The 25,350-nt window shown below is 65.8% G+C and carries 26 protein-coding genes and 1 tRNA gene; 11 read left to right on the forward strand and 16 right to left on the reverse strand.

The window, feature by feature from the left end; all coding sequences use genetic code 11:
• The first annotated feature begins 164 nt into the window (after positions 1–164).
• A complete protein-coding gene (locus PYV55_RS03215; RefSeq protein WP_275849213.1) occupies positions 165–797 on the forward strand; it encodes an outer membrane lipoprotein in 633 nt (210 codons plus the stop codon).
• 93 nt (positions 798–890) lie between these two features.
• Here PYV55_RS03215 and PYV55_RS03220 read toward each other — a convergent pair whose 3' ends face one another.
• From PYV55_RS03220 to PYV55_RS03240, 5 genes are all read right to left on the reverse strand, one after another.
• Complete coding sequence (locus tag PYV55_RS03220) at positions 891–1,388, reverse strand: hemerythrin domain-containing protein (RefSeq protein WP_275849215.1); 498 nt, start codon at positions 1,386–1,388, stop codon at positions 891–893.
• A gap of 528 nt (positions 1,389–1,916) precedes the next feature.
• Complete coding sequence (locus PYV55_RS03225; protein ID WP_275849217.1) at positions 1,917–2,645, reverse strand: ABC-type transport auxiliary lipoprotein family protein; 729 nt, start codon at positions 2,643–2,645, stop codon at positions 1,917–1,919.
• The gene (locus PYV55_RS03230; protein ID WP_275849219.1) at positions 2,642–3,610 is read right to left on the reverse strand and encodes an MlaD family protein; all 969 of its coding nucleotides are present in this window, start codon (positions 3,608–3,610) and stop codon (positions 2,642–2,644) included. Before PYV55_RS03230 ends, PYV55_RS03225 begins: the two co-directional genes overlap by 4 nt.
• A complete protein-coding gene (locus tag PYV55_RS03235; RefSeq protein WP_275849221.1) occupies positions 3,610–4,527 on the reverse strand; it encodes an ABC transporter ATP-binding protein in 918 nt (305 codons plus the stop codon). Before PYV55_RS03235 ends, PYV55_RS03230 begins: the two co-directional genes overlap by 1 nt.
• Positions 4,527–5,657, reverse strand: coding sequence for an MlaE family ABC transporter permease (locus PYV55_RS03240; RefSeq protein ID WP_275849223.1), 1,131 nt, complete (start codon positions 5,655–5,657; stop codon positions 4,527–4,529). The genes PYV55_RS03235 and PYV55_RS03240 overlap by 1 nt, the downstream gene beginning before the upstream one ends.
• Positions 5,658–5,869: 212 nt before the next feature.
• Between PYV55_RS03240 and PYV55_RS03245 the strand changes: the two genes are divergently transcribed.
• The 6 genes from PYV55_RS03245 (at position 5,870) to thiL (ending at position 13,735) form a co-directional block, all read left to right on the forward strand.
• Positions 5,870–7,540, forward strand: a complete 1,671-nt coding sequence (locus PYV55_RS03245) for a GMC family oxidoreductase (protein WP_275849225.1) — start codon at positions 5,870–5,872, stop codon at positions 7,538–7,540.
• A 62-nt stretch (positions 7,541–7,602) separates the two neighbouring features.
• Entirely contained in the window at positions 7,603–8,037 is a 435-nt protein-coding gene (gene apaG, locus PYV55_RS03250) for a Co2+/Mg2+ efflux protein ApaG (protein WP_275849226.1), read from the forward strand.
• Entirely contained in the window at positions 8,034–10,097 is a 2,064-nt protein-coding gene (locus PYV55_RS03255) for a site-specific recombinase (RefSeq protein WP_275849228.1), read from the forward strand. Before apaG ends, PYV55_RS03255 begins: the two co-directional genes overlap by 4 nt.
• Before the next feature lie 104 nt (positions 10,098–10,201).
• Positions 10,202–11,500, forward strand: a complete 1,299-nt coding sequence (locus PYV55_RS03260) for a cation:proton antiporter domain-containing protein (protein WP_275849416.1) — start codon at positions 10,202–10,204, stop codon at positions 11,498–11,500.
• Positions 11,490–12,614, forward strand: a complete 1,125-nt coding sequence (locus PYV55_RS03265) for a YbdK family carboxylate-amine ligase (RefSeq protein ID WP_275849230.1) — start codon at positions 11,490–11,492, stop codon at positions 12,612–12,614. Before PYV55_RS03260 ends, PYV55_RS03265 begins: the two co-directional genes overlap by 11 nt.
• A 38-nt stretch (positions 12,615–12,652) precedes the next feature.
• Positions 12,653–13,735 (forward strand): thiamine-phosphate kinase, encoded by a 1,083-nt coding sequence (thiL, locus tag PYV55_RS03270; protein WP_275849232.1) that lies wholly within the window; start codon positions 12,653–12,655, stop codon positions 13,733–13,735.
• A 650-nt stretch (positions 13,736–14,385) separates the two neighbouring features.
• Here thiL and PYV55_RS03275 read toward each other — a convergent pair.
• Positions 14,386–14,685, reverse strand: a complete 300-nt coding sequence (locus PYV55_RS03275) for an addiction module antidote protein (RefSeq protein ID WP_275849234.1) — start codon at positions 14,683–14,685, stop codon at positions 14,386–14,388.
• Positions 14,682–14,978: a type II toxin-antitoxin system RelE/ParE family toxin gene (locus PYV55_RS03280; RefSeq protein ID WP_275849236.1), complete on the reverse strand. Its 297-nt coding sequence runs from the start codon at positions 14,976–14,978 to the stop codon at positions 14,682–14,684. Before PYV55_RS03280 ends, PYV55_RS03275 begins: the two co-directional genes overlap by 4 nt.
• A 132-nt stretch (positions 14,979–15,110) precedes the next feature.
• On the opposite strand from PYV55_RS03280, the gene PYV55_RS03285 reads away from it, so the two are divergent.
• Both PYV55_RS03285 and PYV55_RS03290 read left to right on the forward strand, forming a co-directional pair.
• Entirely contained in the window at positions 15,111–15,359 is a 249-nt protein-coding gene (locus PYV55_RS03285; RefSeq protein ID WP_275849238.1) for a helix-turn-helix transcriptional regulator, read from the forward strand.
• A complete protein-coding gene (locus tag PYV55_RS03290) occupies positions 15,352–15,852 on the forward strand; it encodes a hypothetical protein (RefSeq protein WP_275849239.1) in 501 nt (166 codons plus the stop codon). The genes PYV55_RS03285 and PYV55_RS03290 overlap by 8 nt, the downstream gene beginning before the upstream one ends.
• On the opposite strand, the gene istB is transcribed toward PYV55_RS03290, so the two are convergent.
• The 9 genes from istB to PYV55_RS03335 all read right to left on the reverse strand — a co-directional run bounded on the left by istB (position 15,853) and on the right by PYV55_RS03335 (position 23,761).
• Positions 15,853–16,668, reverse strand: a complete 816-nt coding sequence (gene istB / locus PYV55_RS03295; protein WP_275849241.1) for an IS21-like element helper ATPase IstB — start codon at positions 16,666–16,668, stop codon at positions 15,853–15,855.
• Positions 16,665–16,868, reverse strand: a complete 204-nt coding sequence (locus PYV55_RS03300; RefSeq protein WP_275849243.1) for a hypothetical protein — start codon at positions 16,866–16,868, stop codon at positions 16,665–16,667. Before PYV55_RS03300 ends, istB begins: the two co-directional genes overlap by 4 nt.
• Before the next feature lie 334 nt (positions 16,869–17,202).
• Complete coding sequence (locus tag PYV55_RS03305) at positions 17,203–18,918, reverse strand: CsgG/HfaB family protein (RefSeq protein ID WP_275849245.1); 1,716 nt, start codon at positions 18,916–18,918, stop codon at positions 17,203–17,205.
• Positions 18,919–18,949: 31 nt separating this feature from the next.
• Positions 18,950–19,576 carry a hypothetical protein gene (locus PYV55_RS03310; RefSeq protein WP_275849247.1) on the reverse strand — a complete coding sequence of 209 codons (627 nt, stop codon included), beginning with the start codon at positions 19,574–19,576 and terminating at the stop codon, positions 18,950–18,952.
• 68 nt (positions 19,577–19,644) lie between these two features.
• Positions 19,645–20,808 (reverse strand): hypothetical protein, encoded by a 1,164-nt coding sequence (locus PYV55_RS03315; RefSeq protein WP_275849249.1) that lies wholly within the window; start codon positions 20,806–20,808, stop codon positions 19,645–19,647.
• Positions 20,808–22,001, reverse strand: a complete 1,194-nt coding sequence (locus PYV55_RS03320; RefSeq protein WP_275849251.1) for a hypothetical protein — start codon at positions 21,999–22,001, stop codon at positions 20,808–20,810. The genes PYV55_RS03315 and PYV55_RS03320 overlap by 1 nt, the downstream gene beginning before the upstream one ends.
• 285 nt (positions 22,002–22,286) lie before the next feature.
• On the reverse strand, positions 22,287–22,595 hold the full coding sequence (locus PYV55_RS03325) for a hypothetical protein (protein ID WP_275849253.1): 309 nt from the start codon (positions 22,593–22,595) through the stop codon (positions 22,287–22,289).
• Positions 22,596–22,612: 17 nt separating this feature from the next.
• Positions 22,613–23,188, reverse strand: coding sequence for an IS1595 family transposase (locus PYV55_RS03330; protein WP_275849255.1), 576 nt, complete (start codon positions 23,186–23,188; stop codon positions 22,613–22,615).
• A gap of 497 nt (positions 23,189–23,685) precedes the next feature.
• Positions 23,686–23,761: transfer RNA gene (locus PYV55_RS03335), tRNA-Arg, on the reverse strand.
• 121 nt (positions 23,762–23,882) lie between these two features.
• Here PYV55_RS03335 and PYV55_RS03340 point away from each other — a divergent pair.
• Both PYV55_RS03340 and PYV55_RS03345 read left to right on the forward strand, forming a co-directional pair.
• Positions 23,883–24,800, forward strand: coding sequence for a hydroxymethylglutaryl-CoA lyase (locus tag PYV55_RS03340; RefSeq protein ID WP_275849257.1), 918 nt, complete (start codon positions 23,883–23,885; stop codon positions 24,798–24,800).
• 13 nt (positions 24,801–24,813) lie between these two features.
• Positions 24,814–25,350, forward strand: a complete 537-nt coding sequence (locus PYV55_RS03345) for a YbaK/EbsC family protein (RefSeq protein WP_246072707.1) — start codon at positions 24,814–24,816, stop codon at positions 25,348–25,350.

Consider the following 25,350-nt stretch of genomic DNA (forward strand, 5'->3'; position numbering starts at 1 on the left):
GGGTATCCCTCGGGCATGCCCCTGCGGGTAAGGGCTCTATGCCGCTGCCGGCAAGCGCCGTGGAAAAGCCGGCCGCCTGTCGTCGCACGGGCGTGCTGCGGCGTTAGGATGTTCGCGTCTTGCAGGTCTTTTCTTCCTTCTTTTCACCTCACCAAAGGAATCCCATGCGCAGTCAACGCATCCTCCCTCTCGTCGCCGCCCTGTGGGCCCTGGCGCCGCTGGCCCAGGCGCAAACCGCTGCTCCTGCCGCGCCCCTGTCGCCCAAGGCGCAATACGCCGCGGACAGCAAGCAGGCCAAGGCCCGTTACGACCAGGACGTGAAGGTCTGCGCCAGCGAGCCCACGTCCGCAGGCCGCATGCAGTGCAAGCGTGACGCCAAGGCCGAATACGACCAGGCCCTGGCCGAGGCCAAGGCCCGCACGGGCGTGACGCCGACCAAGTCCAGCGCCGCCGCGCAGCCGGCCTGCGCCGACTGCGGCAAGGTCGTTTCCGTGCGCCAGGTTGAAAAAGAGGGCGAGGGCAGCCCCGTAGGTTTGGTGGCTGGTGGCGTCGCAGGCGCCTTGCTGGGCAACCAGGTGGGTGGCGGCACGGGTCGCACGCTTGCGACCGTTGCAGGAGCTGCCGGTGGCGCTTACGCGGGTCGGGAGATCGAAAAGAGGGTCAAAAAACACACCGTATGGGCCGTCACCGTGGACTTCCCGCAAGGTGGCAATGCGGTTTATGAATTTCAGAGCGACCCGGGCTTTCGCGTAGGCGAAACGGTGCGCAGAACCGACAACAGCATCACCCGGCCCTGAGGCGATCCCGGCGCGGGCCTGAGGGCGGCCCCACTCGATTCGTGGGTTCGATAACGACCATGTGCGCTGCGGCAATGCGCCCGCAGCGCCTGCTCACGCACTCTCTGCCTGCGCCTCAGGCTCGCTGCAGGAGGCGCCGCCGCAGCCGTGGATCAGCGCCTGCGGCAGCGCATCGGGCGCGTGCACGGTGCCCGTTGCCGGATCGAAACCCACACGGCGCAGGTGCAGCGCCAGTGCCGCATCCATGGCCTGCGTGTGCTGCGGAAACCATTGCGCGAGCTCGCCCACCAAGGCGCGCACCATGGCAGGCTCGCCCTGCGCGAGCCGCGCCGCGCCTTCTTGCAGCACCTGCAGCACCACCTTGTGCTGGGTGCTGTGGCAGTTGCCCGAAGCAAAGCGGGTCGCGGCCATCCAGGCGTCCTCGCGCGCAAAATGCGCCTCGGTGTGCGCCACGAGCGCCTCCCAGGCTGCGGGCAGGCGTGCCTCGTCGGCCGCGTCCACCGCGGCGAGCAGTGCGACGAATTCGCGGTGCGTGTCGTCCATCAACGGCAATTCCAGCACCAGGGCATCCGACCATTCGAGTGCGGCCATGTTCGATCTCCTTGCAATCCAATCCGGGCCGTGCAGCTTAGAAAAAGCCGCGCGCCGGGGTGTTGATGCAGGTCAGGGAAATTGGGGTCAGATTCCAATTTCATCCAAGGTGCAGGGATCGCGCCGAAAATTGGAATCTGACCCCAATTTATGGATTGCCGCGCCCCTGCGGTGCTCGCAATGACGGGCGCCTTGCAACAGGCCGAGCGTAGCGACGGCCCGTGGGGTATCCCCGCCCTTCTGGATGCGCCGAGGAGCGCAGCGCCCGGCGGGAAAAGGGCGCGCGATGTTTGAGCGAAGCGTAGCGCAGCGAGTTTCGCGCGACCCCGCCGGGTGCGAGCACCGCAGGTTGCCCTGACCGCCGCTAGGCGGGCAGGGACGCAGACAGCAGGGTCGCCTTCTTTTGCCTACTTTTCTTGGCGAGACAAGAAAAGTAGGTGCGCCGCCGGGCGCAACTCCCGGCATCCTCCCTTTACCCCGTCACCACCCGGAAATTGGAATCTGACCCCAATTTCCCCAATTCCCCGATTACCGCCCCCACTGACGCAGCCAGACGTCGATTTCTTGCGCAGCCTGCTGCGCGGCTTCGGCGAGCGCGCGGGTGCCGCCGGCGGCGTCGGGGCTTTTGGCGGGGCGCTCTATGCTGAACACGCGCTGGCCCAGCAACGCCACGCCCTCGGGGCGGGGCTCGACCAGGGTGGCGCGCAGGCGCAAAAGGCCCACGCTGTCACTGGGAGTCTGAAAGACCTGGCTGAATTCTTCGAGCTCCACGCGCAGCACGGCGGGGCGCGGGTCGCTCAGTGCGGCGGCGTCGCTGGCGTCGAGCAGCGCACGGTGGCGGCCGAGTTCGGCGCGCAGGCGCTGCTGCACGAGCTGCGCGGGCGGCTGGCTCCAGCGCGCGAGCGTGTAGGGGCGCAGCTGCTGGGCGTTGGCGTAGGCCAGGCGGTAGAGCACGGCGCTGCTGCCGTCGGTCAGGCCGCCGGCCTGCACCTCGGCCAGCGCCAGCGCTGGCAGCGCCGGGGCGGCGGCTGTAGTGCTTGCGCCTTTGGCCGGCGCAGCGTGCGCTGCTGCGGCAGGCGCCGAGGCCGATGCTGCGGCAGGCGCCGCGGGGCCGAAGTCATACATCAAGGGGCGCTGCGCCGGCGCGGGCAGGCCCGTGCAGGCGGTGAGCGCAGTGCCCAGAAAAATGGCATGCAATAGGCCGATGAAGCCCCATTGACGGGCATAAGCAGCTACTGAATCAATAGTATTTCTCATGGTTGGGCTCCCAGGGCTGCGGCGGGGGCGGTGAAGCCGGGCTCGCCCGGCCCGGGCGGCGCGCGGCCGGGGCCGAAGAGCAGCACCTGCGGGTTGTCGGAGATGTTGCCCGCCACGCGCCCGAGCTGGCGCGCGGTGCGTGCGCTTTCCTCGGTGGCGCGGTTGATGCGCGGCAGGGTGCTGCCGCCGAACTGCTCGACCGCGCGCGTGAAGGACTGCGTGCCCTGCGTGATCTGATCGACGGCGCCGCCTGCGGCGTTCAGGCGCGCGGTGGTCTGGCGGGCTTCCTGCGCGAGCGCCGCCACACCGTTGCCTGCCTGCTGCACGGCGCTCAAGGTGGCCGGCAGGCCCGCGAGCGCCGGGTCTATGCGCTGCATCAGGATGCCGTCGACGTGCGTGGTCAAGGTGCGCAGCTGGCCCGCGGTCAGGCCGATCTGGTCGATGGCGTTGCGGACCAGCAGCTGGTTTTCGTCGCCCAGCAGCTGGTTCAGGCGGCGCGTGTTTTCTTCGATCTGGTGCAGGATGATGGGTGCCTGCTCGGCAATCTGGGCCACGGGCGAGCTGCGCAGCGGCAGGCGCGGCAGGCCGCTGGCGCCCGGCGGCAGCGGCGGCTGGGGCTTGTCGGCGTCGTCGAGCAGCACGTGCGCGAGGCCGGTCACGCCCTGGAAGTTGAGCATGGCATAGGTTTTTGCGCTGATGGGTGTCTGCTCGTTCACGGCGATGCGGATCAGCACGTTGCCCTTGGCCTTGGGGTCGAACCCTATGCGCGTGACCTTGCCCACGGCCACGCCCTTGTAGCGCACGGCCGCCTGCGGCTGCAGGCCGCTCACGCCGTCGGGGGTGGAGAGCTCGTATTGCTTGTAGTTCGCGTTGTCGCGCGTGAGCCAGAGCACCAGGCCCGCGAGCATGGCCAGCATCACGAGCACGAACACGCCGGCGGCGATGGCATGCGATTTGTTTTCCATCAGGCCTCCTGGGGAAAAGAAGGGGTGGCGGGCGCGTCCTCGGGCAGCGCGAGCAGGGCGCGACGCCCGCGTTCGCCGCCGAAAAATTCGCGCACGAACGGATGCGCAAAGTGCACCACCTCGCGCGGCGCGCCGGTGACGATGACCTTTTTGTCGGCCAGCACGGCCACGCGCGTGCTCAGCGCGAACAGCGTGTCCAGGTCGTGCGTGACCATGACCACGGTGAGCCCCAGCGACTGGTGCAGCGCGCGCAGCAGCGCGCAAAATTCGTCCGAACTGTTCGGGTCCAGCCCGGCCGTGGGCTCGTCGAGGAGCAAGAGCGGCGGGTCCATGACGAGCGCGCGTGCCAGCGCCACGCGCTTGACCATGCCGCCCGAAAGGTCGGCTGGCATGCGTGTGGCGTGCGCGGGCTGCAGGCCCACCATCTGCAGCTTGACCAGGGCCGCGTCGCGCACCAGCGCGGCGGGCAGCGTGCCGAGTTCCTGCAGCGCAAAGCCCACGTTGCCGAGCACGTCGAAGGCCGAAAACAGCGCGCCTTGCTGGAACAGCATGCCCACGCGGCTCGCCGCGCCCTCGCGCCCCATCTCGGCGGCGGGGCGGCCCAGCACCGTGACGCTGCCGCGCGTGGGCTGGGCCAGGCCCAGCATCTGGCGCAGCAGCACCGTCTTGCCCGTGCCCGAGCCGCCCACGAGCGCCAGAATCTCGCCGCGCTGCACCGTGAGGTCCAGGTCCTGGTGCACGGCAAAGGCCTTGGCGCCGGTGCCGAACACCGTCCACAGGCCGCGCACCTCGACCACGGGCTCGGCCAACGGGCTCGAAACCAGGCTCGAAACCGGGCTCGAAACCGGGCTGGCAGCGGGCGCGGCGGACAGAGCCGCTGCGGCCGGCACGCTGGGTGTCTGGCTGGGGCTTGGCATCACATCCCAATGTTCTTGAACGCCACGGCGAACAGTGCATCGACGAGGATCACCATGGTGACCGAGGTCACGACCGAGGCTGTCGTGCCTTCGCCCAGGCTCTGCGTGTTGGGCTTCACGCGCAGGCCCCAGTGGCAGCCTATGAGCGCAATCAGCAGGCCAAACACCACCGACTTGGCGAGCGCCAGCGTCAGGTTCGAGAACTTCACCGCGGCGGGCATGGCCTGCACGAAGTACGCGGGCGAAACGCCCATGGAGACGTCGGCCGCGAGCATGCCGCCGGTCAGCGCCGCGAGCGTGGTCCACACGCTGATGAGCGGCATGGCCAGCGCGAGCGCGAGCGCGCGCGGCAGCACCAGACGAAAGCCGTGGGGGATGCCCATCACGCGCATGGCGTCGAGCTCCTCGGTCACGCGCATCACGCCGATCTGCGCCGTGATCGCCGAGCCCGAGCGCCCCGCGACCAAAATCGCGCCGAGCATGGGGCCGAGCTCGCGGATCAGCGAAACACCCAGAATGTTCACGATGAACGACTCGGCGCCGAACTGGCGCAGCTGCAGCGACAGCAGATAGGCCAGCACCACGCCGATCAAAAAGCCCACGAGCGCCGTGATCGGCAAGGCCGTGGCGCCCATGCGGTACACGTGGCCCGACACATCGCGCCAGGGCGCGCGGCGCGGCGCGCGCGCAAGGCGCAGCAGGTCGAGCGCGAGCTGACCCAAGAGCTCCAGCAGCTGCAGTGCATGGCCCAGCCCGCGCAACACCAGCCCGCCCAGCCGATCCACCTGCGCGGCCGCGCTCCAGCGCGTGGGCGCAGGCGCCTCGGCCGTGAAGCGCGCGACGCGCTCGAGCATGGCGCGCTGCGCGTCGGTGAGCTGCAGGCGCTGCGGCCAGGCGCGGCCCCAGTGGTTCCACAGCAGCTGCGCGCCGACATGGTCGAGCCACTGCAGCCCGCGCAAGTCCCAGCCCGGCGCCTGCGCCCCTTGCGCCGGGCAGGCGCGCAGCTGGGCGCGCAGCGCGCGCCACGGTGCACGCTGCCCAAACTCGGCCGCACCCCAGCGCCCCAGCAGCTGCGCGCAGGGGCCTTGCGGCGTATCGACCAAGAGAATGCGGGGGGCGGCGTCGCTCATCGGAAAAGGATGGTAACGAACTTGCGTGCCCGAGCGGGATGGCGGGTCTCGGCGGACGCATGGATTTGGGTCAAAAAGAGCTTTTGCGCCCATTTTTGCAGCGTGCACAGCTATATTTTTTATATCTTCTGCAGACAGGGAAAAAGTGGTGCCGTCGCCCCGCTACCATGCGGATCTCAGGCGCCGTGCCTTCCTTCCTCTCTCTCTTTGCCATGAGCGACACCCGCTTCGACTACATCGTCATCGGCGGCGGCACCGCCGGTGCCCTGCTGTGCAACCGTCTGAGCGCCGACGGCCGCAGCCGCGTGCTGCTGATCGAGGCCGGGCGCAAGGACGACTACCCCTGGGTCCACATCCCCGTGGGCTACCTCTACTGCATAGGCAACCCGCGCACCGACTGGCTCTACCAGACCGAGCCCGACCCCGGCCTCAACGGCCGCCAGCTGCGCTACCCGCGCGGCAAGGTGCTGGGCGGCTGCAGCAGCATCAACGGCATGATCTACATGCGCGGCCAGGCGCGCGACTACGACCAATGGGCCGCGCTCACGGGCGATGCACGCTGGCGCTGGGACGCGGTGCTGCCCTGTTTTCGCCGCCACGAAGACCACTGGCGGCTCGACCGCCCCGAAACCGCCAGCGAAGACTTCGCGCGCCTGCACGGCCACCGACGCCTGGGCGGCACGGGCGAGTGGCGCGTCGAAAAGCAGCGCCTGCGCTGGGACATTCTCGACGCCTTCGCGCAGGCCGCGCAGCAGGCCGGCATCCCCGCCACCGACGACTTCAACCGCGGCGACAACGAGGGCGTGGGCTACTTCGAGGTCAACCAGAAAGGCGGCTGGCGCTGGAACACCGCCAAGGCTTTCCTGCGCCCCGCGTGCTACGGCCGGCCGAATTTCGAGATGTGGACGGGCGCGCAGGCCAGCCGCCTGCTCGTGCAGCGCCAGGCGGACGGCAGCCTGCGCTGCACGGGCGTGCAGGTCTGGACGGGCCAGGAGATGGTCACGGCGCACGCCGCGCGCGAACTCATCCTGAGCGCGGGCGCGGTCAACTCGCCGCAGCTTTTGCAACTCTCGGGCATAGGGCCGGGCGCGCTGCTGCAGCGCCACGGCATCGCGGTGCTGCACGATCTGCCCGGCGTGGGCGCGAATCTGCAGGACCACTTGCAGATCCGTGCCGTCTTCAAGGTGCAGGGCGCACGCACGCTCAACACGCTGGCCCACTCGCTCTGGGGCAAGGCGCGCATCGGCCTCGAATACGCGCTGTGGCGCAGCGGCCCCATGAGCATGGCGCCCTCGCAGCTCGGCGCGTTCACGCGCAGCCGCCCCGAGCTGGCGCACCCCAACCTCGAATACCACGTACAGCCGCTCTCGCTCGACGCCTTCGGCGAGCCGCTGCACCGCTTTCCCGCCTTCACGGCGAGCGTGTGCAACCTCAACCCCACGAGCCGCGGCACGGTGCAGATCCGCAGCGCGCAGTTCACCGATGCGCCCGCGATCGCGCCGTGCTACCTGAGCACGCCCGAAGACCGCCAGGTGGCCGCCGACAGCCTGCGCGTGACGCGCCGCATCGTTGCCCAGCCCGCGCTGCAAAAGTACCAGCCGCAGGAGTGGAAACCCGGCCCGCAGTACCAGAGCGACGAGGAGCTCGCGCGCCTCGCGGGCGACATCGCCACCACCATCTTCCACCCCGTGGGCACGACCAAAATGGGGCGCGCGGACGACCCCATGGCCGTGCTCGACCCCGAGCTGCGCGTGCGCGGCGTGGCCGGCCTGCGCGTGGTCGATGCGGGCGCCATGCCCACCATCACGAGCGGCAACACCAACTCGCCCACGCTCATGCTGGCCGAAAAGGCCGCCGAGTGGATTCTTGCGGCGCGCGGGTAATGGGTAATGGGTAATGCCGGCAGGCCGTGCAAGCCTCCGGCCTGCGCCGTTACCATCGCCGCATGTCCAAGCCAGCGTCCAAACATCCCCAGCCCACGTACCGCTTCGCCGTCGCGGCCGAGCCTGAATACCTGCCCGAAGAGTCCACGCCCGGCACGGGCATGTTCCGCTTCGCCTACACCATCACCATCACGAACACCGGCACGGCGCCCGCGCAGCTGATCGCGCGGCGCTGGGTCATCTGCGACGCGCATGGCCACACCGAAGAGGTCAAGGGCCTGGGCGTGGTCGGTCACCAGCCGCTGCTGCAGCCGGGCGAATCCTTCCAGTACACGAGCGGCTGCAGCCTGCGCACCGCCAGCGGCACCATGCACGGCCACTACCTCTGTGTGGGCGAGGACGGCACGCCGTTCGACTGCGAGATTCCCCTGTTCGTGCTCGAAGCGGCCGACCCCGACGCGCCGGGCGCGAGCTCCAAAGGACGGGTATTGCATTGACGAGGCGCCGCGCCGCCCCCGATCTGGCCGCGCTGCTCGCGGCGCTGGAGCCTCCCGCGCCGCCGCAGCCCGACACCTTGCTGCAGCCGCAAGCCGGGCTGGTCGCGCGCCACCTCTGGCTGCTCGGGCTGCTCGCGTGGGTACGCGGTGCGCAGGATTCGGTGCCCGCGGCGCTCGACCGGCTGGGATCGTTCATCGATGCCGTGCAGGCCCGCCCGCCGCTGCGCGCGCGCCTGCAAGCCTGCTGGGCCTTGCTGCTCGAAACCGTGGACGTGACCACGCTGCTCGCCGACTTCGGCTTCGCGCCGCGCACGGCGCTGCTCAGCGAGCTTGGTGCGCGCCTGCGCGAGCGCCTGCTGCCGCACAGCCCCGAGACCATAGACGCGGCCGAGCTGTTCGCGCTCGCGCTGCCGGGCCCCTTCGATGCGCAGTGGCTGCAGGCGCTGGATGTAGATTTGCTCGCGCGCTTGCAGGCGCTGCTCGCGCCGTTGCCGGACGCAGCGGCCGAGGGCGCACAGACTGAGAGCGCAAAGGACGCCGCCGGCCCCACGCTGTGGCAGCGCACACTGCTCGACGCCATGACCTACTGCGCGGGGCAGATTCTGGCGACCGGCTTCGCGCCCGAGCTGCGCCTGCGCATGAGCGCGCAGGCACGTGCCGACCAGCCTTTTCATGCGCTGATCCGCGAGGTGGAGAGCCTGCGCGTAGAGGTGCTGCACCCGCTGCGCACGCCCGAGCGGCTGCAGGCCACCGCGCAGCAGCTGCGCACGCGCCTCGAAGCCTGCCGCGCCGCGGCGGCCACGGTGTACGCGCATTTCGAGGACGAGGGCATTTCGGTGGGACTGGTGTTTCGCCTGCGCCAGCTGCGCGAGCGCATCGTGCGCGTGCGTGCCCTGCTCGACTGCCTGCTCGCGCCGCAGCCCGCGCAGGCCGCAGCGCGCCTGCTGGCGCAGCTCGTGCAGGTGCAGCAGCAGCGGCGCAGCCTGCGCGCGCTATTTGCCACCAATGCCTCGCTGCTGTCCGCGCGCATTGCCGAGCGCAGCGCCGAGACGGGCGAGCACTACATCACGCGCACGCCGCACGAATACCGCGCCATGCTGCGCATGGCCGCAGGCGGCGGCGCGCTGATGGCGCCGACCACGCTGCTCAAGTTCGGCATCTACGCGCTCGCCTTGTCGCCGTTTTGGGGCGGCTTCTGGGCGGGCATGAATTACGCGCTGAGCTTCGTGCTGATCCAGCTGCTGCACTGCACCGTGGCCACCAAGCAGCCCGCGATGACCGCGCCGGCCATGGCCGCCAAGCTGCACGAGCTGGGTGGCGGGGAGGCGGTGGAATCGTTCGTCGATGAGGTCACGCACCTCGTGCGTTCGCAGGTGGCGGCGGTGCTGGGCAACGTGCTCGTGGTGTTCCCGGCGGTGCTGGCGCTCGCGGCGCTGCTCGCCTGGGCCACGGGGGCGCCAGCCATCAGCACCGCGCAGGCAAAGCATGTGCTGGAGTCGCTGCACCTGCTCGGGCCCTCGCTGGCGTTTGCCGCATTGACGGGCGTGCTGCTCTTTGCCTCGAGCATCGTCGCTGGCTGGGCGGAAAACGCCTTCGTGCTCTACCGGCTCGACTCGGCGCTGCGCTACCACCCTGGCATCACGGCGCGCCTGGGCGTCGCACGCGCGGCGCGCTGGGCGCAGTTCTTGCGCCATAACGTTTCTGGCCTCGCGGCGAACGTGTCGCTGGGTTTCATGCTCGGTTTGGTGCCTGCGCTTGCAGGGTTTTTTGGTTTGGGTCTGGACGTGCGCCATGTCACACTCTCCACGGGCCAGGTGGCCGCGGCCTGTGCCGCGCTCGGCTGGCAGGTGTTGCAGCAGAGCGCCTTGTGGTGGGCCGTTGCCACCTTGCCGCTGATCGGCGCGCTCAATGTGGGCGTGAGTTTTTACCTGGCTTTTCGTGTGGCGCTGCGCGCGCGCAACGTCACGGGTGTGGAGCGCGCACGGATTTACGCCGCGCTGCGCGCACGCTGGCGCCACGCGCCGCTGAGTTTCTTTCTGCCGCAGCGCGGCGCGGCCTGATCGGCCCCTTGGTTGCGGGCATTTCGGGCCGACGTGATGCGCTCCCCGGCGGCGCCACTGCGGCGCCAGCGCTTGCTGAAGAAGAAAGGAGTTTGCGCAAGATGATGAACACCATCCTGGACTTTTGGGCGCAGTGGTTGCGTCCCTCGGCCGGGCTGCCGGTGGTGCAGTGGTCGCTGCTGCTCGCCGTCGCAGCGCTGGCGGGCTCGTGGTGCCAGCGCGCCCTGGGGCTGCCGCAGGTGCTGGGCTACGCCGCGGTCGGCACGCTCGCGGGGCTCGCGGGCTTCAACGGCGCGGTCTGGCCGCTGCAGGGCATTGCGCTGTTCCTGCTCGAACTGAGCCTGGCCGTGGTGCTGTTTGAATGCGGCGGGCGCATTCCGCTGCGCTGGTTTCGCCACAACCCCATGGTGCTCGTGCAAAGCCTGCTGGAATCGGCGCTGACCTACTTTGCCGTCTATGCGACGCTGCGCTGGCTGGAGCTGCCGGCGCAGGTCGCAGGGCCGCTCGCGCTCGTGGCGATCGCGGCCTCGCCTGCAGTGCTCGTGCGCGTGGTGGCCGACACGCGCGCCACGGGCCCGGTGACCGACCGCGCCACGGTGCTCGCCACGCTTTCCACGCTGTGGGCGCTGGCGCTGGGCTCGGCGCGCGCCGAGCAGATGAACCGCCCGAGCGAGGGCCTGCTGGGCGCCGTCCTTCCCGTGCTCATGGTGCTGGGCGTGTCCATCGCGGTCGCGGCGCTGCTCGCGCTTGCACTGCGCCTGGCGCTGCGCTGGATGAGCCCCGCGGGCGAGAACACCGCCGTGCTGCTGCTCGCGCTAATCGCCGCGGCGGCGGCCGTGGCCGCGCACCTGGGCGGTTCGGCGCCGCTCGCGGCACTGCTTGCGGGCATGCTGCTCAAGCAGATCTACCCGCGCCCCTGGGCCTGGCCGCGCCAGCCGGGCAGCGCCGCGACGCTGCTGGGCATGCTGATGTTTGTGCTGGTCTCGGCCGTGGCCGCGCAGGCCGACTGGGATGCGGCCGTGACCCAGCTCGCGCTCACGCTCGTGGGCGTGCGCCTGCTGGCCAAGGCCGTGGGCGTGGCGCTGGGCAAGGTGGGCAGCGGCGCGAGCTGGAAGCAGGCGTTCTGGGTAGGCGGCGCGCTCATGCCCATGTCTGCCGTGGCGCTGCTGCTGGTGTCGCAGTTTGCCAGCGCCGCGCCGGACACGGGTGCGCAGATCGCGCGCGTGGCGCTGCCGGCGATTTTGCTCATGGAGCTGCTGGGCGCGATGATCGCCACGGTGGCGCTCTCCCGCGCGGGCGAGAGCCCCCGGCCCCTGGCGCCACTTGCGCCGCTGGCACCGCTCTTGCGGCGCGTGCCGGGCAACGAAACAAGCGAAAACGCAGGAGGTGACCATGCCGCTTGAGCCTTTTTCGCATTCCGAGCCGCTGACGCTGGGCGTGGAGCTGGAGCTGCAGCTCGTGAGCACGCACGACTACGACCTCGCGCCCTACGCCGAGGACATGCTGCGTCTGGTGCGCAAGACCGCGCTGCCCGGCAGCGTGGTGCCCGAGATGACGAGCAGCATGATCGAGATTTCCACCGGCGTGTGCCATGCGGCCGGCGAGGTGCTGGGCCAGCTCGGGCAGATCCGCGACGCGCTCGTGCAAAGCGCCGACAAGCTCAACATCGCCGTGGTCGGCGGTGGCACGCACCCCTTCCAGGAATGGCACGAACGGCGCATCTACGACAAGCCGCGCTTTCGCGAGCTCTCCGAACTCTATGGCTACTTGTCCAAGCAGTTCACGATCTTCGGCCAGCACGTGCACATCGGCTGCCCCGACGCGGACGCCGCGCTGCTCATGCTGCACCGGCTGTCGCGCTACATCCCGCACTTCATTGCGCTGTCGGCGTCCAGCCCCTACGTGCAGGGGCACGACACGGCCTTCGACTCGGCGCGGCTCAATTCGGTGTTTGCGTTCCCGCTCTCGGGGCGCGCGCCCTTCGTGCTGACCTGGGACGCATTCGCGCAGTATTTCGACAAGATGACGCGCACCGGCGTGGTCAAGAGCATGAAGGATTTTTACTGGGACATCCGCCCCAAGCCCGAGTACGGCACGGTAGAAATCCGCGTCTTCGACACGCCGCTGACCATAGAGCGCGCCGCCGCGCTCGCGGGCTTCGTGCAGGCGCTGGGCGCGTGGTTCCTTGCCGAGCAGCCCTTCATGCCCGCCGAGGACGACTACCTCGTCTATACCTACAACCGCTTCCAGGCCTGCCGCTTCGGGCTCGATGCGGTCTATGTCGATCCGGCCAGCGGCGCACACCTGCCGCTGCGCGAACACCTGCTGCTGACCATGGAGCGCATCGCCGGCCACGCCGCGGCGCGCGGCGCGACACCCGCGCTTCAGCTTTTGCGCAGCCAGGTCGAAGCCGGCCAGAACGACGCGCGCTGGCTGCGCGAATGCCAGCAGCGCGAGCAGCAGCTCGCCGAAGTCAGCCGCCAGGCGGCGCTGCGCTTTCGCGGTGCGGCGGTGTGAGCCGCGCGCCAGGAACGGGAAAACCAAGGAGCCAGCGTATGGGAGAGTTCGAACTGATCGCGCGCTATTTCACCCGCCCTGTGCCTGCACCTGCACCGGGCCCGGCCGGCCGTGTGGTGCTGGGCGTGGGCGACGACTGCGCGCTGCTCGCGCCCGCGCCGGGCATGCAGCTGGCGATCTCGAGCGACATGCTGGTCGAGGGCCGGCATTTCTTTGCCGACGTCGCGCCCGAGCGGCTCGGGCACAAGGCGCTCGCGGTGAACCTGTCCGACCTCGCCGCGTGCGGCGCGCGGCCGCTCGCGTTCACGCTGGCGCTCGCGCTGCCCGAGGCAGACGAGGACTGGCTCGCGGGCTTTGCGCGCGGCCTGTTCGCGCTGGCCGACGCGCACGGCTGCGCGCTCGTGGGCGGCGACACCACGCAGGGGCCGCGCAACCTCAGCATCACCGTGCTGGGCGAGGTGCCCGCGGGCCAGGCCCTGCTGCGCAGCGGCGCACGGCCCGGCGACGATGTGTACGTGAGCGGCACGCTGGGCGACGCCGCCCTCGCGCTCGCGGCGCTGCAGGGTCGCCTGCCCGCGCACTGGCGCCTGCCGCCCACCGTGCTCGCCGCGGCGCGCGCGCGCCTGGAGCAGCCCACGCCGCGCGTCGCGCTGGGCCTGGCGCTGCGCGGCGTGGCGAGCAGCGCGATCGACGTCAGCGACGGCCTGCTCGGCGACCTCGGCCACATCCTGCAAGCCTCGGGCGTGGGCGCTTGCATAGACTGTTCGGTGACTACGCTATTGATAGCTGCTTACGCAGAACTATCGAGCGCTAGCGGCCTATTTGACTCTGAATTCGACCCTGCAACCGACGGCGAATTCCTGCGCCGCTGCACGCTCGCGGGTGGCGACGATTACGAGCTGCTCTTCACCACCGCGCCCGCCCGGCGCGCCGCCGTCGCCGCCGCGGCGCTGTCCAGCGCGACCCCAGTCACGCGCATAGGGCGCATAGAGGCGCAGCCGGGCCTGCGTCTGGTCGATGGCAAAGGCCGGCCCGTGCCGGCGCGCTATGCTTCGTTCGACCACTTTGCTGCAAGCAGCGCAGGGGCGGCCTCCAATCCCCAGGAGGCGCCGGGTAAGTGAAGGGGGTGAAGGTTTACCGTCTTCTTGCCCCATAGCAGCCTGTCGGACTTTGGGCGTCGAAAGCGAGAATGCGCCCCAGCGTGACCAGTTTTGCCGGATTCGCCGCCCCATAGCGGGACTATGGGGCAAGAAGACGGTAAAAAATGGGCCGCTGCGGCACATTCGCAGCCGACGATTCCAAAGTCCGACAGGCTGCATAGCACGGCGCATTCTCGCTTTCGACGCCCAAAGTCCGACAGGTTTCTAGTGTAGTGTTCGACGCTATCTGCGACATAAAACCGCGTCTTTTCGGCCCGGGCCGCGTTGCAAATTCTCGCGATACCACCCAGTATCGCTGCGGTTTGCGCCTTGCCCAGACCAAAAATCCATCGGTTTTATTTGTCGCATCAAGCATCAAACACTACACTAGGGATGCTCGAGCCGCATGGGGCCTGGGCTTCAAGAAGTGGTGCGGCTGGCGGGGATCGAATTCTTGAAGCAGGGTATCCCACCTTCCTGCTGCGACTTGGTGCTGGTTGGATTTACCCGGGTTTTGCTGGCTGATCAGCGCAACGGGCGTGCGGCGAACCCCAGAGCTGACGGCGCTCCTATCCCCTGAGTTGGAACAGCTTGGAAGTGGCTGTGACCAGCCAGCGACCAGACAAGGTCTGTCAGTGGGAGTGTGCAGCAGGGCGGATATTCAGTTCAAAGCCCAAGGCTCTGATCACCTTGAACAGCGTATCGGAGCTAGGTGCCCGCTCACCCGAGAGGCTCTTGTAAAGGCTCTCGCGTGAAAGACCTGTGTCACGGGCCAACTGCGTCATGCCACGCGCCTTGGCAATGTCCCCCAAGGCCGCAGCCAGCAGTGTGCTATCACCCTCCTTCATCACGACAGTGAGGTACTCCGCCATCTCCTCCTCATTGGTGAGGTAGTTGGCTGCATCGAAAGTTCGGGTCTTCAACTTGCTCATAGGTCAATCTCCTTGGCCAAGGCCTGCGCGGCTGCAATGTCCTTTTGCTGGGAGGACTTCTCACCACCACCCAGCATCACCACCAACACTTCACCCCGCTGCACGCAATACATACGCCAACCGGGACCGAAAAACTCCCTCATCTCCCACACGCCTTCACCCACGGGCTTGACATCACCCAGGTTGCCCTGCGTCGCCTTCCGCAAACGCGCAACCAGTCTTACTCGCGTTCGCATGTCTCGCAGGCCTGCAAGCCAGCTGCTGAAGCGCTCAGTTTCAATGACGGTGAACATGGGGTCGATTGTATCCAGCAGGCTACACGCGTACAAGGACTGGAGCCCGCTCCCACAGCCACCCGGTTTCCAACATCTGATTAGCAGGCGGCGTTCGGCCACCTGTGACTGTTTTCATCGCAAGGAGATCAGATGACTATCAAGATCCTTCGGCGCCTGCAGCCCACCACCTGGTTGGCCGAGCGCCTCCACCTGTCCACCACCACCATCGAACGGCTGCGGATGATCGATCCGGACAGCTTGCCACCTTGTATTCACATCGGCCGTTCGGTGCGCTACGACGAACTGGCTGTTGAGGAATGGCTACGCGAGCGCATGCGGCCACAGCCGTCTGCCGTCGATCCCAACCCTCCGCAAAAGGAGGAGTCCCATCATGCGTAACACAGAGCCGTTCAGCCTAGACCAGTTCGCCTTGGAAGACGGCGACCAGATCCCGGTCCCTGTGGCCATCCCCCACAACAAGCCGTTCCGCATTCATCCCGATGTCGAGCGCACAAAATCCGTTTACCTTTCGCGCGCTGGCGATGAATGGTGGCTGATCGCTCGGGATGTCGTTGCCAAGTACCGCGTCCCACGCCTGTGGCAAGCCGACCTTTACCAAGGCATTTACGAGAACGGCAACACCTTCATACTGCCGGTCACGCACCCGTTGATGGGCTATGAGACGTGGTATTCGTCGTTGTCACGAGCTGTGAAGCTCGATCGCAAGGACTGGATCAGCATCGAGTCCGATCGGGAACAAGCCCGCTACAACATCCACTCGAACAAGAAACGCTGGATAACCACCCCTGAGTGGCCCGATGACAGCTTGTCCGGCGTCAACTATCCTGAGCGGTCAACGACAATTATCCTGAGCGGTGCGGTCAGGCGGTGATCATTGCGCCGCTGGTGCGCTGCGTTGCCGGCGCGCCGGCAACGCAGCGCGGCGTCGGTAACTCTCCACATTCATCTCCAGGATGGTGGCGTGATGGACCAGGCGGTCGACGGCTGCTACCGTCATGGCCTTGTCCGGAAACACCTGATCCCATTCAGAGAACGGCGCGTTCGCAGTGATGGCGATGCTCTTGCGCTCATAGCGCTCGCAGATGAGCTCGAAGAGCACCGATGTCTCGGCCTGGTCCCGCTTGGCATAGCTGAAGTCATCGAGCACCAGCAGGTCGAAGCGATCGAGCTTGGCCAGCTCGGCGGGCAGTCGCAGATCCCGGCGTGCTGCCTGCAGACGCTGCACCAGCTCGCTGGTGCGGCTGAACAGCACCTTGTGGCCCCGCTCGATGAGGGCGTGGCCGATGCCGGCCATCAAGTGCGTCTTGCCGGCGCCAGGCGGGCCAAAGGCCAGCAGGTTGTGGCCTTGCGCGATCCAGCTGTCGGCTTCTGCCAGCGCCATGACATGGGCCTTGGAGACCGTGGAAACGGCCGCGAAGTCGAACTCGCTGAGGCTCTTGCCCGGCGGCAGCTGGCTGTCTGCGCGTGCGCGCGCCAGTCGCCGCGTCTCGCGCTCGGCCATCTCGTGCTCCAGCAGCGCACCCAGAAAGCGCTGCGCTGGCCAGCCCTCGCGGTTGGACTGCTCGGCCAGATCGGCCCACAGTCGCTTGATCGTGGGCAGCCGCAGTTCGCTGAGCATCAGAGGTACACGTGCCGCATCGGCCGCCGTCCGTGTGGTGCTCGTCAATGTGGTGGCCGTCATGCTCATGCCGCCTCCAGCAGTGCGTCGTAGTCGGCCGCAGCCGGCAGCACCACGCGCACCTCAGGCATCAAGGTTTGGCGTGGCGCAAACTGCGTGCGCAGCTTGTCGATGTCGGGCAACTCGCCGCGTGCGTGCAAGTCGCTGAGCTCTTGCGCCAGCTGCGCCACGACGTTGCACCGATCCGCCAGCTCCAGCAAGTCCACCATCAGCCGGCAGGCCTGCCGCTCGGGCAGTTGTGCACTGATACCCGGCAGGCAGCTTCAGGCTGATTTGAGCCACTCGTCGTCGTCGGCTTGGGCGACCGGCGCCAGTCGTTACCGGACATTCGACCAGCGGCGGCTTGAATGACCGAAGCGTTCTCCAGACCGGTCGCTCGGTCACTAATACCCAACGACATGGACGAGAACGACCTTTTGAGCCTCTGCGAAACCCGGGACGCTTCACTCAGAGCCGGAGGACTACAAGCTGGCAGGCCGCCTGTCCCCCGTGAGTAAGTGGCTTCTCAAGAGGCTCGCATAGGCTAGCGGACCCGATGGCCCATTACCACTTGCTTTCGTCTGGAGCAGGGGCTGGCGCTCGTGGGGCAGGCGTTGCTGCCGACTCCTGGCTCCGTTGCAGACGAGCGCTCTGACGAGCAGGTTGCGCGGATACTGGCTGAGTCGAAGGCTCGCGCGCCTGACTGTCTGCGGGCTTTGACGACATCACCTTCGCGGTCACCTTACTCTTCAGCACGATCCCACCGGGCTGGAACGGCTTCCCAGCAACTGCATCGGCCCCTTCAAGCAACGTTCCGTACGAGGTCTGCGTCGAAACACGATCAACGCGCACCGTTCCCAGGGGCACCTCGTGGCGGCCCAAGGAGCGGCCCGTCTGAGGATCCTTCAGTTCATCGCCCAGGAGCACTGCTTGCCAGTGCTGACCGGCTTGCAAGGACTCGCCACCTTGGCTCAGAACAACCTGGTCACCCGTCATCGACACCACCGTGACAGGGAAGATCTCCGTCACGATAGCTCCGCCGATCTGGCCAGCCAGGGAATCCATCATTTCCGCGACCATGCCCGGCCCATCCACAACGCGCGGCAGGGTGCTCGGATCAGCGGACGCAAGCTTGTGCTCGAAGGTGTCGGACATGACGACTTCACCAGTGGCAGCATTCAGGAGGCGGAGGGTGATGCGACCGCCGCCGGAGTAGGACACCAGTTCCCGGTCGGCCATGCGGAGCTTGCGGACGCTACGGACGTACTCAAAGCGCTCGATGGTAGGAATGAGGATCAGATCTGTCGCCAACTGCTGACCGATACGCGCGCTGTCTTGCACGCGGACGTTGCCGCTGTTGATATGGTCGATCTCCGCCTGTATATCGCTGCCGAATTCGCGGTCCAGAACGATGAAGCGCTTCGTCTGCGTCAGGATGTCAGAGAGCCGGCCACGGACAGCGCTGGCCACTGCGATCGCGTTCTCACGGCCGTCGCCCACTGGATAGCTTGCAGTGCCTGTCTTGGGCATCGCAACGACGATCTTTGGACGGCCCTGTTCATCAGGCGCACGGTACTGAGCGACATCGACACGGACGCGCACCTTCCAGTAGCTGCGCATCTTCTGATGGTTCACGTCCGATTCGAACGAGCTCGCGCCGCGCTTGACGTCCACATTGGCTTTCTCGTTGGAGGAGGTGGAACCAGAGAAAGAGCCAGAGTACTGAGCGTTATCCTTGCCAGCGTTCAGACTGGCGCTCTCACTGACATCCACGTTGGCCTTCCGGGAAGATGATGCCGATGCCGAATAGCTGTATCCGCCATCGCTCGCGCGAACCTTCTCGATGGTCTGTTCGTCGATCTTGTCGACCTCCTCTTGCGACAGGATCTCGTATCCGGTTACGGTGCCTTGGCTGGCAGCGAGGAGCTTCTGGCCGAACGCATCCGCTTGCACCAATGACGGACCTTGTCCGGTCGCGGTCACGCTCAATGAGGCGCGAACGCTTTGCATCTGACTGGCCACACGAACGCCGTTGACCTGTGCCACTGCCGACTGGAGTGCCGACACCACGGCCAGCTCTGGAGTACTGCCTACCGCTTCTACTTCGCGGGTGACCTTGGTCACGCCACCGAAATCAGGACCGCCAAGCTTCGATGCGGGTGCAGCGGGAGCGCTGGCCGATGGCGCAGGCACTGGTGCTGTGGCCTCTTCTTTCTTGCCACAAGCCGATAGCAGGCCCATGAGCAAAACGAGCGTGCAGATTCGAGTTTTATGCGTCATGATGCTCTCACTATCAGTTCGACAACTCTTCTTACAGCAGGCTCGTGGCGTCTTGAGGAATCACAACGCCGTTGGTCTTGGCGAAGTCCACGGCGCTCTTCAGGACGCTGGTGAGGTTCGACAGGCTGGTTGGTGCACTCTTAGCAACGTAGATGCCGGCCTGGAGCTTACCGAGCTGCATGGGCGAGACGCTGGACAAGCCAGAGGTGAAACCTTGAGCGTCCTTGCTCATGTTCATGTACTTCTTCACGCCCTTTGCCAGGAACAGGAGGCCCTGGGCGTACTTGGCCTTGGCCTCGCTGTCCTTGAGCGTTGCGCCCGATTTGAGTGCTTCAGACACGGCGGCGGTATCGGCGCTGATGGCTTTGTCCTGTTCCTCGATGTCCTTGGCAGACAGGGCGTCCGACGTCGCGGCAGCATTCACGGCCTGTGCCTTGATGCCCAGTGCATCGAGTAGGTGCGAGTTCGCCGTGGAGACATCTTTGCCGGCTGCAACGTAGGAGCGAACGAGCTGGTCCTGCTGGGCGCCGACGTCTGCACCACCGCTCGAACCGCCTGCAGACTTGACTGCGCCTAGAAGATTGCCGAACTGTGCGTGGCTGACTGGAGCTGCTGCCAGCATACTGGCGGCGATCGAGAGGGCGAGGATTCTCTTCATGATGAGACTTTCGTTGAGATGAATGGTGTACACGCGCCGGGTAGGGCGCTGCCGGCGTGGAATGCGGTTTAGCGGAGACCCATCGTGGTCATGCGGCTAGAGAGCTCTTGCGATGCGCTGCTGGCAGCAGACTTGAGTGCGCTACCACGAGCTTCGTCTTCGCTGGGGCCAACACCGGAATAGACCACCGGTCCTACGGCTGCCCGAGTGCGTGGAATGGGGCGCGTGACGTCCCAGACCTTGGCATTGACGGTGACCGACACCCGCACTAGTCCCGTTTGAGGATCCTTGTCTGGGAAGCCGACGTCCAGCGTACCCAGGGCGATGTACGGGATCTGAGCTTCCTTCATGCCGGCAGCGATGGAGCGCAGGGTCTTGGGCTGCAGGTCGCTTCCCGACTTGTAGTCAGCCTCAATTTCCGAGACCTTAAACTTGTCGGACTCGACCATTGCGGCTTCGATGACGTCGTACCCGGCCTGGGAGAACTGGGCGATAAACACCTGGTTCAGATTTGCGCTTGGTATAACGCGCCACGTCGATTCATTGGCACGGCTGAAAGTGCTTCCACCAGTCTCCGATGTGCGAGTGGACTTCGCTGAAATATCAACACCACGATCGGACTCTTGCGACGTACTGCCATGGGTGCTGATCTGCGAACGTTTGATCGACTCGCCTTCGCTGGTCTTCTCCGAGACTGCATTCCGATCCTGACGTGCCACAGAGAGGGTGGCAGCCTGGTCTTCGCGCTTATACACGCGATCGTCGTATTTCTTGTTCGAGTCGACCTGACGGGACACGAACACGAAGCTCAGTGCTGACTTCTCGGCATCAGCTGCCTTGGCAACGGCTGAACTGGCCTGCACTGCATTGCGCAGGTTCGCGACATTCAGCGAGACACGGACGACCACGGAGTATTGGAGATCCTTGGTGTTGTCCGCTTCCGAGATCACTGTGGTGTCCAGGATGTAGCGACTCTGGTTCTCTAGGATCTTCGCGCGGATGGTGTCGAAGTTCGCGGACTCCGACTGGCCGGCTTCAGCAAAGTATGTCTCGACAGCCTTCAACGCGGCTTCTTGCTGGGCTTTCTGCTTGATCTCCGCAGGAGCTTCTTTGCGACTGAACGTGCCGACGGAATCCTTGTAGCTTAGTGCGAACTGACCGCGTGCCTGATGCACCTGCGCGCCAGCCTGCATGGCGAGAGCGGTGAGAACCACCGCGATGAGGTATTTCATTATTTGCATTGCTGCATCAACTCCCTGGTACTTGCTATCTGTTGATCGATATCCCTGGCGGATGCCGCGCTTCGAAGCCACTTCTCGTCACCCTTGCCATCCATTGCCTGCGCCAGCTTCACGAACAGTCCGTTCACTGCGTCGTAATAGTGGGGGAAGTCGTCCACATAGCTCTGGCTGGCCGGAATCACGCGTGTTTCGCCGTTCTTCAGGGCGGTGCTCAGGTAGGTCTTACGGCTTAGTGGCTCTTCGATATGCATTTGGGCGTAAGCGCCGTACACAAAGCTCGAGGCACCACCCTGGACTTCGCTGAACTTGACCTTCCGGAATCCGGACAGCTCGACCTTAATCTCATAGTCAGGCTGGGGAAGCTTGAGTTCGTACACCGTACCGTCAGAGATCTTCATTGACATCACGTTTCCAATGGCGTAGCCCTTGGCGTATGGCACGATCGGCACACCGACGCGCGTGGAGATGGCTTCGCTAACCAGGTCAGCAGCCCAAGTCTCCGCGGCGCCAGGCTGGCCCTTGATGTATGTCGGCAGTACTACCAACGCCTCAGGCTTGAGCTGGACGGATGTAACCTGAAGATATCGAGGGACGGTCGCTGGGAGCTGTGCCTTCACCACGCTCTGAACGAAGCGCGCTATCACACCGGATTTGTCACCTGTGCCCTGATAGACCAGCTTAACCCGAGCCTGGACCTCATCGGTGGTCGGCGGGTGATTCAACAGATCGATGTAAGCAAAGCTGATCGGATAGGATCGCACGACATTCATCGACTTGAAGTCGAAGAACATGGCCTGTCCACGAATCAGAACCATAAGCTTGTGCGCGTTTCCGAACTGTTCGACGGAGACGGTCTCTGCGCCAATGACCAGAGCTACGGCTAGCGCTTGATCGCGCCCTTTCAATGACTCGATCTGCGGGATGATTCGGAGATGGCTGGGGGGCGTGGCATCCAGCATCTGGGTGACTCTCTGACCAATCGGCGTTCCAGCATCTCGTAGTTCCTTCTCATAGCGCGTTGAGTGAGGAAAACGCTCAGCCGTTGTGCTTGCCAAACCGGAGTACGCGAATCCGGCAAACGCCACTTCTGGGAACTTCTGGGCTAAGGCCGATTGGCTAGAGACCAGCCATGCGACGATTATGAAAAACCGACGCAGGCTCACGTCGGATGAAAAGACACTCATCCCTCTCCTTCACTGTTCGTTTTTCTTTGATCACTATGGACCGCGACTGATTTCAGTAGCCCGGTCACCTGCAGTCCCTGGAATTAAACCATTTCCGGCGCTCATGCTCAAGCCATAAAAATAGCTGCACAGTGTCTCAGCTATTTGTTGCAGCGTCAAACGCTCCCTCGCCCCAGTGAACGATCCTTCTCGATCGTTGACGGCGAGATCATTAACCAAGCCGCCAACTCCTCGGTGGTGTAAAGGGTGTCATCAAGGCTGAGTGCTCTTTAACCGTGTAGTCCCTCACTGATACGAAGTCCGCAAGGCATGAAACAGGAACTGTTCGGGCGTGACGTTGTCCCTGAAGCGGTCGAGCAAGCGGCGCCAGCCCAGGTAGTTCGCCAGGTATTTGGTGGCCACACCTCGAAAGCGCGCCATCCAGGACTTCAGGCTGGAGTCGTAGCGGTTGACGCTCTGCACATGCCATGGTCCGTTGCCACCCTTACCGTGGTACTGCGCGACAAAGAAGCCCGAGTCCACCTTGAGTTCATCGGCCACCGTCCAGTAAGAAGCGTTGCCGTCGGTGCTGAGCACAGCGTCTTGGCCAAGCACCGGGCGCAGCGCCTGGGTCAGTGCTGCCGCTGTGGTGCCGCTGTGGTGAGTTCGAGCACCTGGTCAAAGGCCACCTGCGTGCCACGCTGCACCGCCACGACCACCGCCGTCTTTTCTGTGCCCGAGCCGTCTTTGGCCTTGCCTCCACGCTTCTTGGACTTGCGTGGCATGGCTTTGCGCTGGCCTTTGTAGGACACAGGAAAGAAGGTTTCGTCGGCTTCGACGACGCCCGAGAGGGCGCTGGGCTTTTGCTGGTTGAGAAAGGCCAGAAACTTGTGGCGCCAGCGAAAGGCCTTTTGCACCGAGATGTCCATGCGCGCAGCGGTCTTGCGCACCGACAGGCCATCGGCCATGCAGGCGGCGTTCTCCAGCAGCTTGGTTTTGTCGCGCAGGCGATGAAACGGAGTACCCGTGGTGGCGGTGTAGGTCTTGCCGCAGTCTTTGCAGCGAAAGCGCTGCGCACCGCATTCCATGCCGTGCTTGTATCTGCGGGTGCTTTGGCAGCGCGGGCAGCAGCCTTCCTGGGCCATGCGCGCCATGATCAGGCGCTGTACCCCGTCGGCGTCCTGCCGCTCGCGAAGGGCCTGCAGCAATGCCTCTGCCTATTCCTGCGTCAGCCCTTCAAGGCTGGCCACCAACTGCTCGTACCGCGACTGTTCCATGTTGATTTTCCTGGGAAAAATGCATTGCTTCGCAACATACACGATTAACGCTAACTAAGCCCCAGCACATGCGCCACGGCAGCAACATCCGGGGCGATCAAATCCCGCACTTTGCTGTTCTTGTTGGCCATCGGCTCCGTGGTTGACGTCATCATGGTCCCAGCATCCTAAACGACGAGTCCACAGTACTTCCGTTCTCCAAAGTGAATGGCAGTCTGGCTGTAAGCCAGGGCTTGCGCTCAATTCAGCAGATCGAAAGTTATGGGGCGATCCAAAGGAGCCTACGAATCCCTGCTGTGGACATCAACTTTCCACAAGCCAGAACCAGCTGGACCGACCTGTGACCAGCAGAGGACCAGAAACAAAAACGCCAACCCGGTCGGTTGGCGTTTTGTGAAGGTTTTACTGGCTAAAACCGTGTGAGGGGGTGGTGCGGCTGGCGGGGATCGAACCCACGACCCTTGGCTTCGGAGGCCAATACTCTATCCACTGAGCTACAGCCGCGAGCCGCCGATTGTCGCAGAAATGGCGGTGTGGCTGCCTGCGGCGCCCGCGTTCTCTTGCCGATCGGCGAGAATTGGCGCAGCACCGATCTCTCATGCCTTTGAATTGCCGGAAACTTCCCATGTCCACCGCCTCCTACCCCTCCCGCGTGAAGCTCGTCGACGTCGGCCCGCGCGACGGCCTGCAAAATGAAAAGTCGCCCGTGCCTGCGGCGGTCAAGATCGCCCTCGTGCACCGCCTGCAGGACGCGGGTCTGCGCGAGGTCGAGGTGACCAGCTTCGTGAGCCCCAAGTGGGTCCCGCAGATGGCCGACAACGCCGAGGTCATGGCGGGCATACAGCGCAAGCCCGGCGTGCGCTATTCGGTGCTCACGCCCAACCTCAAGGGCTTCGAGGCGGCGCTCGCGAGCCGGCCCGACGAGGTGGTGGTGTTCGGCGCGGCGAGCGAGGCCTTCAGCCAGAAAAACATCAACTGCGGCATTGCCGAGAGCATCGAGCGCTTTGCGCCGGTGACGGAAGCCGCGCGCGCCGCGGGCATCTACGTGCGCGGGGCGATTTCCTGCGCCGTGGGCTGCCCCTATGAGGGCGAGGTGGCGCCCGAGCGTGTGGCTTACGTGGCCCAGCTGATGAAGCAGATCGGCGTGCAGCATGTGGGCGTGGCCGACACCATCGGCGTGGGCACGCCGCGCAAGGTGCAGCGCGCGATCGAGGCGGCGCTGCAGCACTATGCGCTTGACGACGTGTCGGGCCACTTTCACGACACCTACGGCCAGGCGCTCGCGAACACGCTGGCGGCGCTGGAGCTCGGTGTGTGGCAGTTCGACACTTCGGTGGCGGGTCTGGGCGGCTGCCCTTACGCCAAGGGCGCGACCGGCAACGTGGCCACGGAGGACGTGGTCTATATGCTGCACGGCATGGGCATAGAAACGGGCATCAACCTCGACAAGCTCATCGACGCGGGCGTGTATATCAGCGATTTTCTGGGCCGCAAGACGCAGTCGCGCGCGGCCACGGCGATCTTGAACAAGCGCGGCGGGTAGAGAAGGCATGAACATGATGCAGCCAGCACAGGACCTGCAAAAACTCCCCGAGGGCGTGCAGCGCGTCAGCGCGCAACTGCAGGCGCTGGGGCACGCGCAATTGCCGCGCATGTTGGACGATGCGGCGCGCACGGCGCAGCAGGCGGCGGATGCGCTGGGCATCCTCGTCGGGCAGGTGGCCAAGAGCATCATCTTCCGGCGCAAGAGCGACGATGCCGCGGTGCTCGTGATCACCTCGGGCGACCGGCGCGTCGATGAGCGCAAGGTGGCGGCGCTCGTGGGCCCCATAGGCCGCGCCGATGCCGACTTCGTCAAGGCGCGCACGGGCTTTTCGATTGGCGGCGTGGCGCCGATCGCGCATGCCACGCCGCCCGTGACGCTGATCGACCGCGATCTGCTGCGCTTTGCCGAGGTCTGGGCCGCCGCAGGGCATCCGCACGCAGTGTTCCCGCTGCACCCGAGTGAGCTGCAGCGCTGGACGGGCGCCCCCGTTGTGGACGTGGTGGTCGATGCTGCTTCCGATGGGGCAGCTGGCTCAGCCAAACAATAA

The organism is Extensimonas soli (assembly GCF_029211265.1).
Lineage (GTDB): Bacteria > Pseudomonadota > Gammaproteobacteria > Burkholderiales > Burkholderiaceae_C > Extensimonas > Extensimonas soli.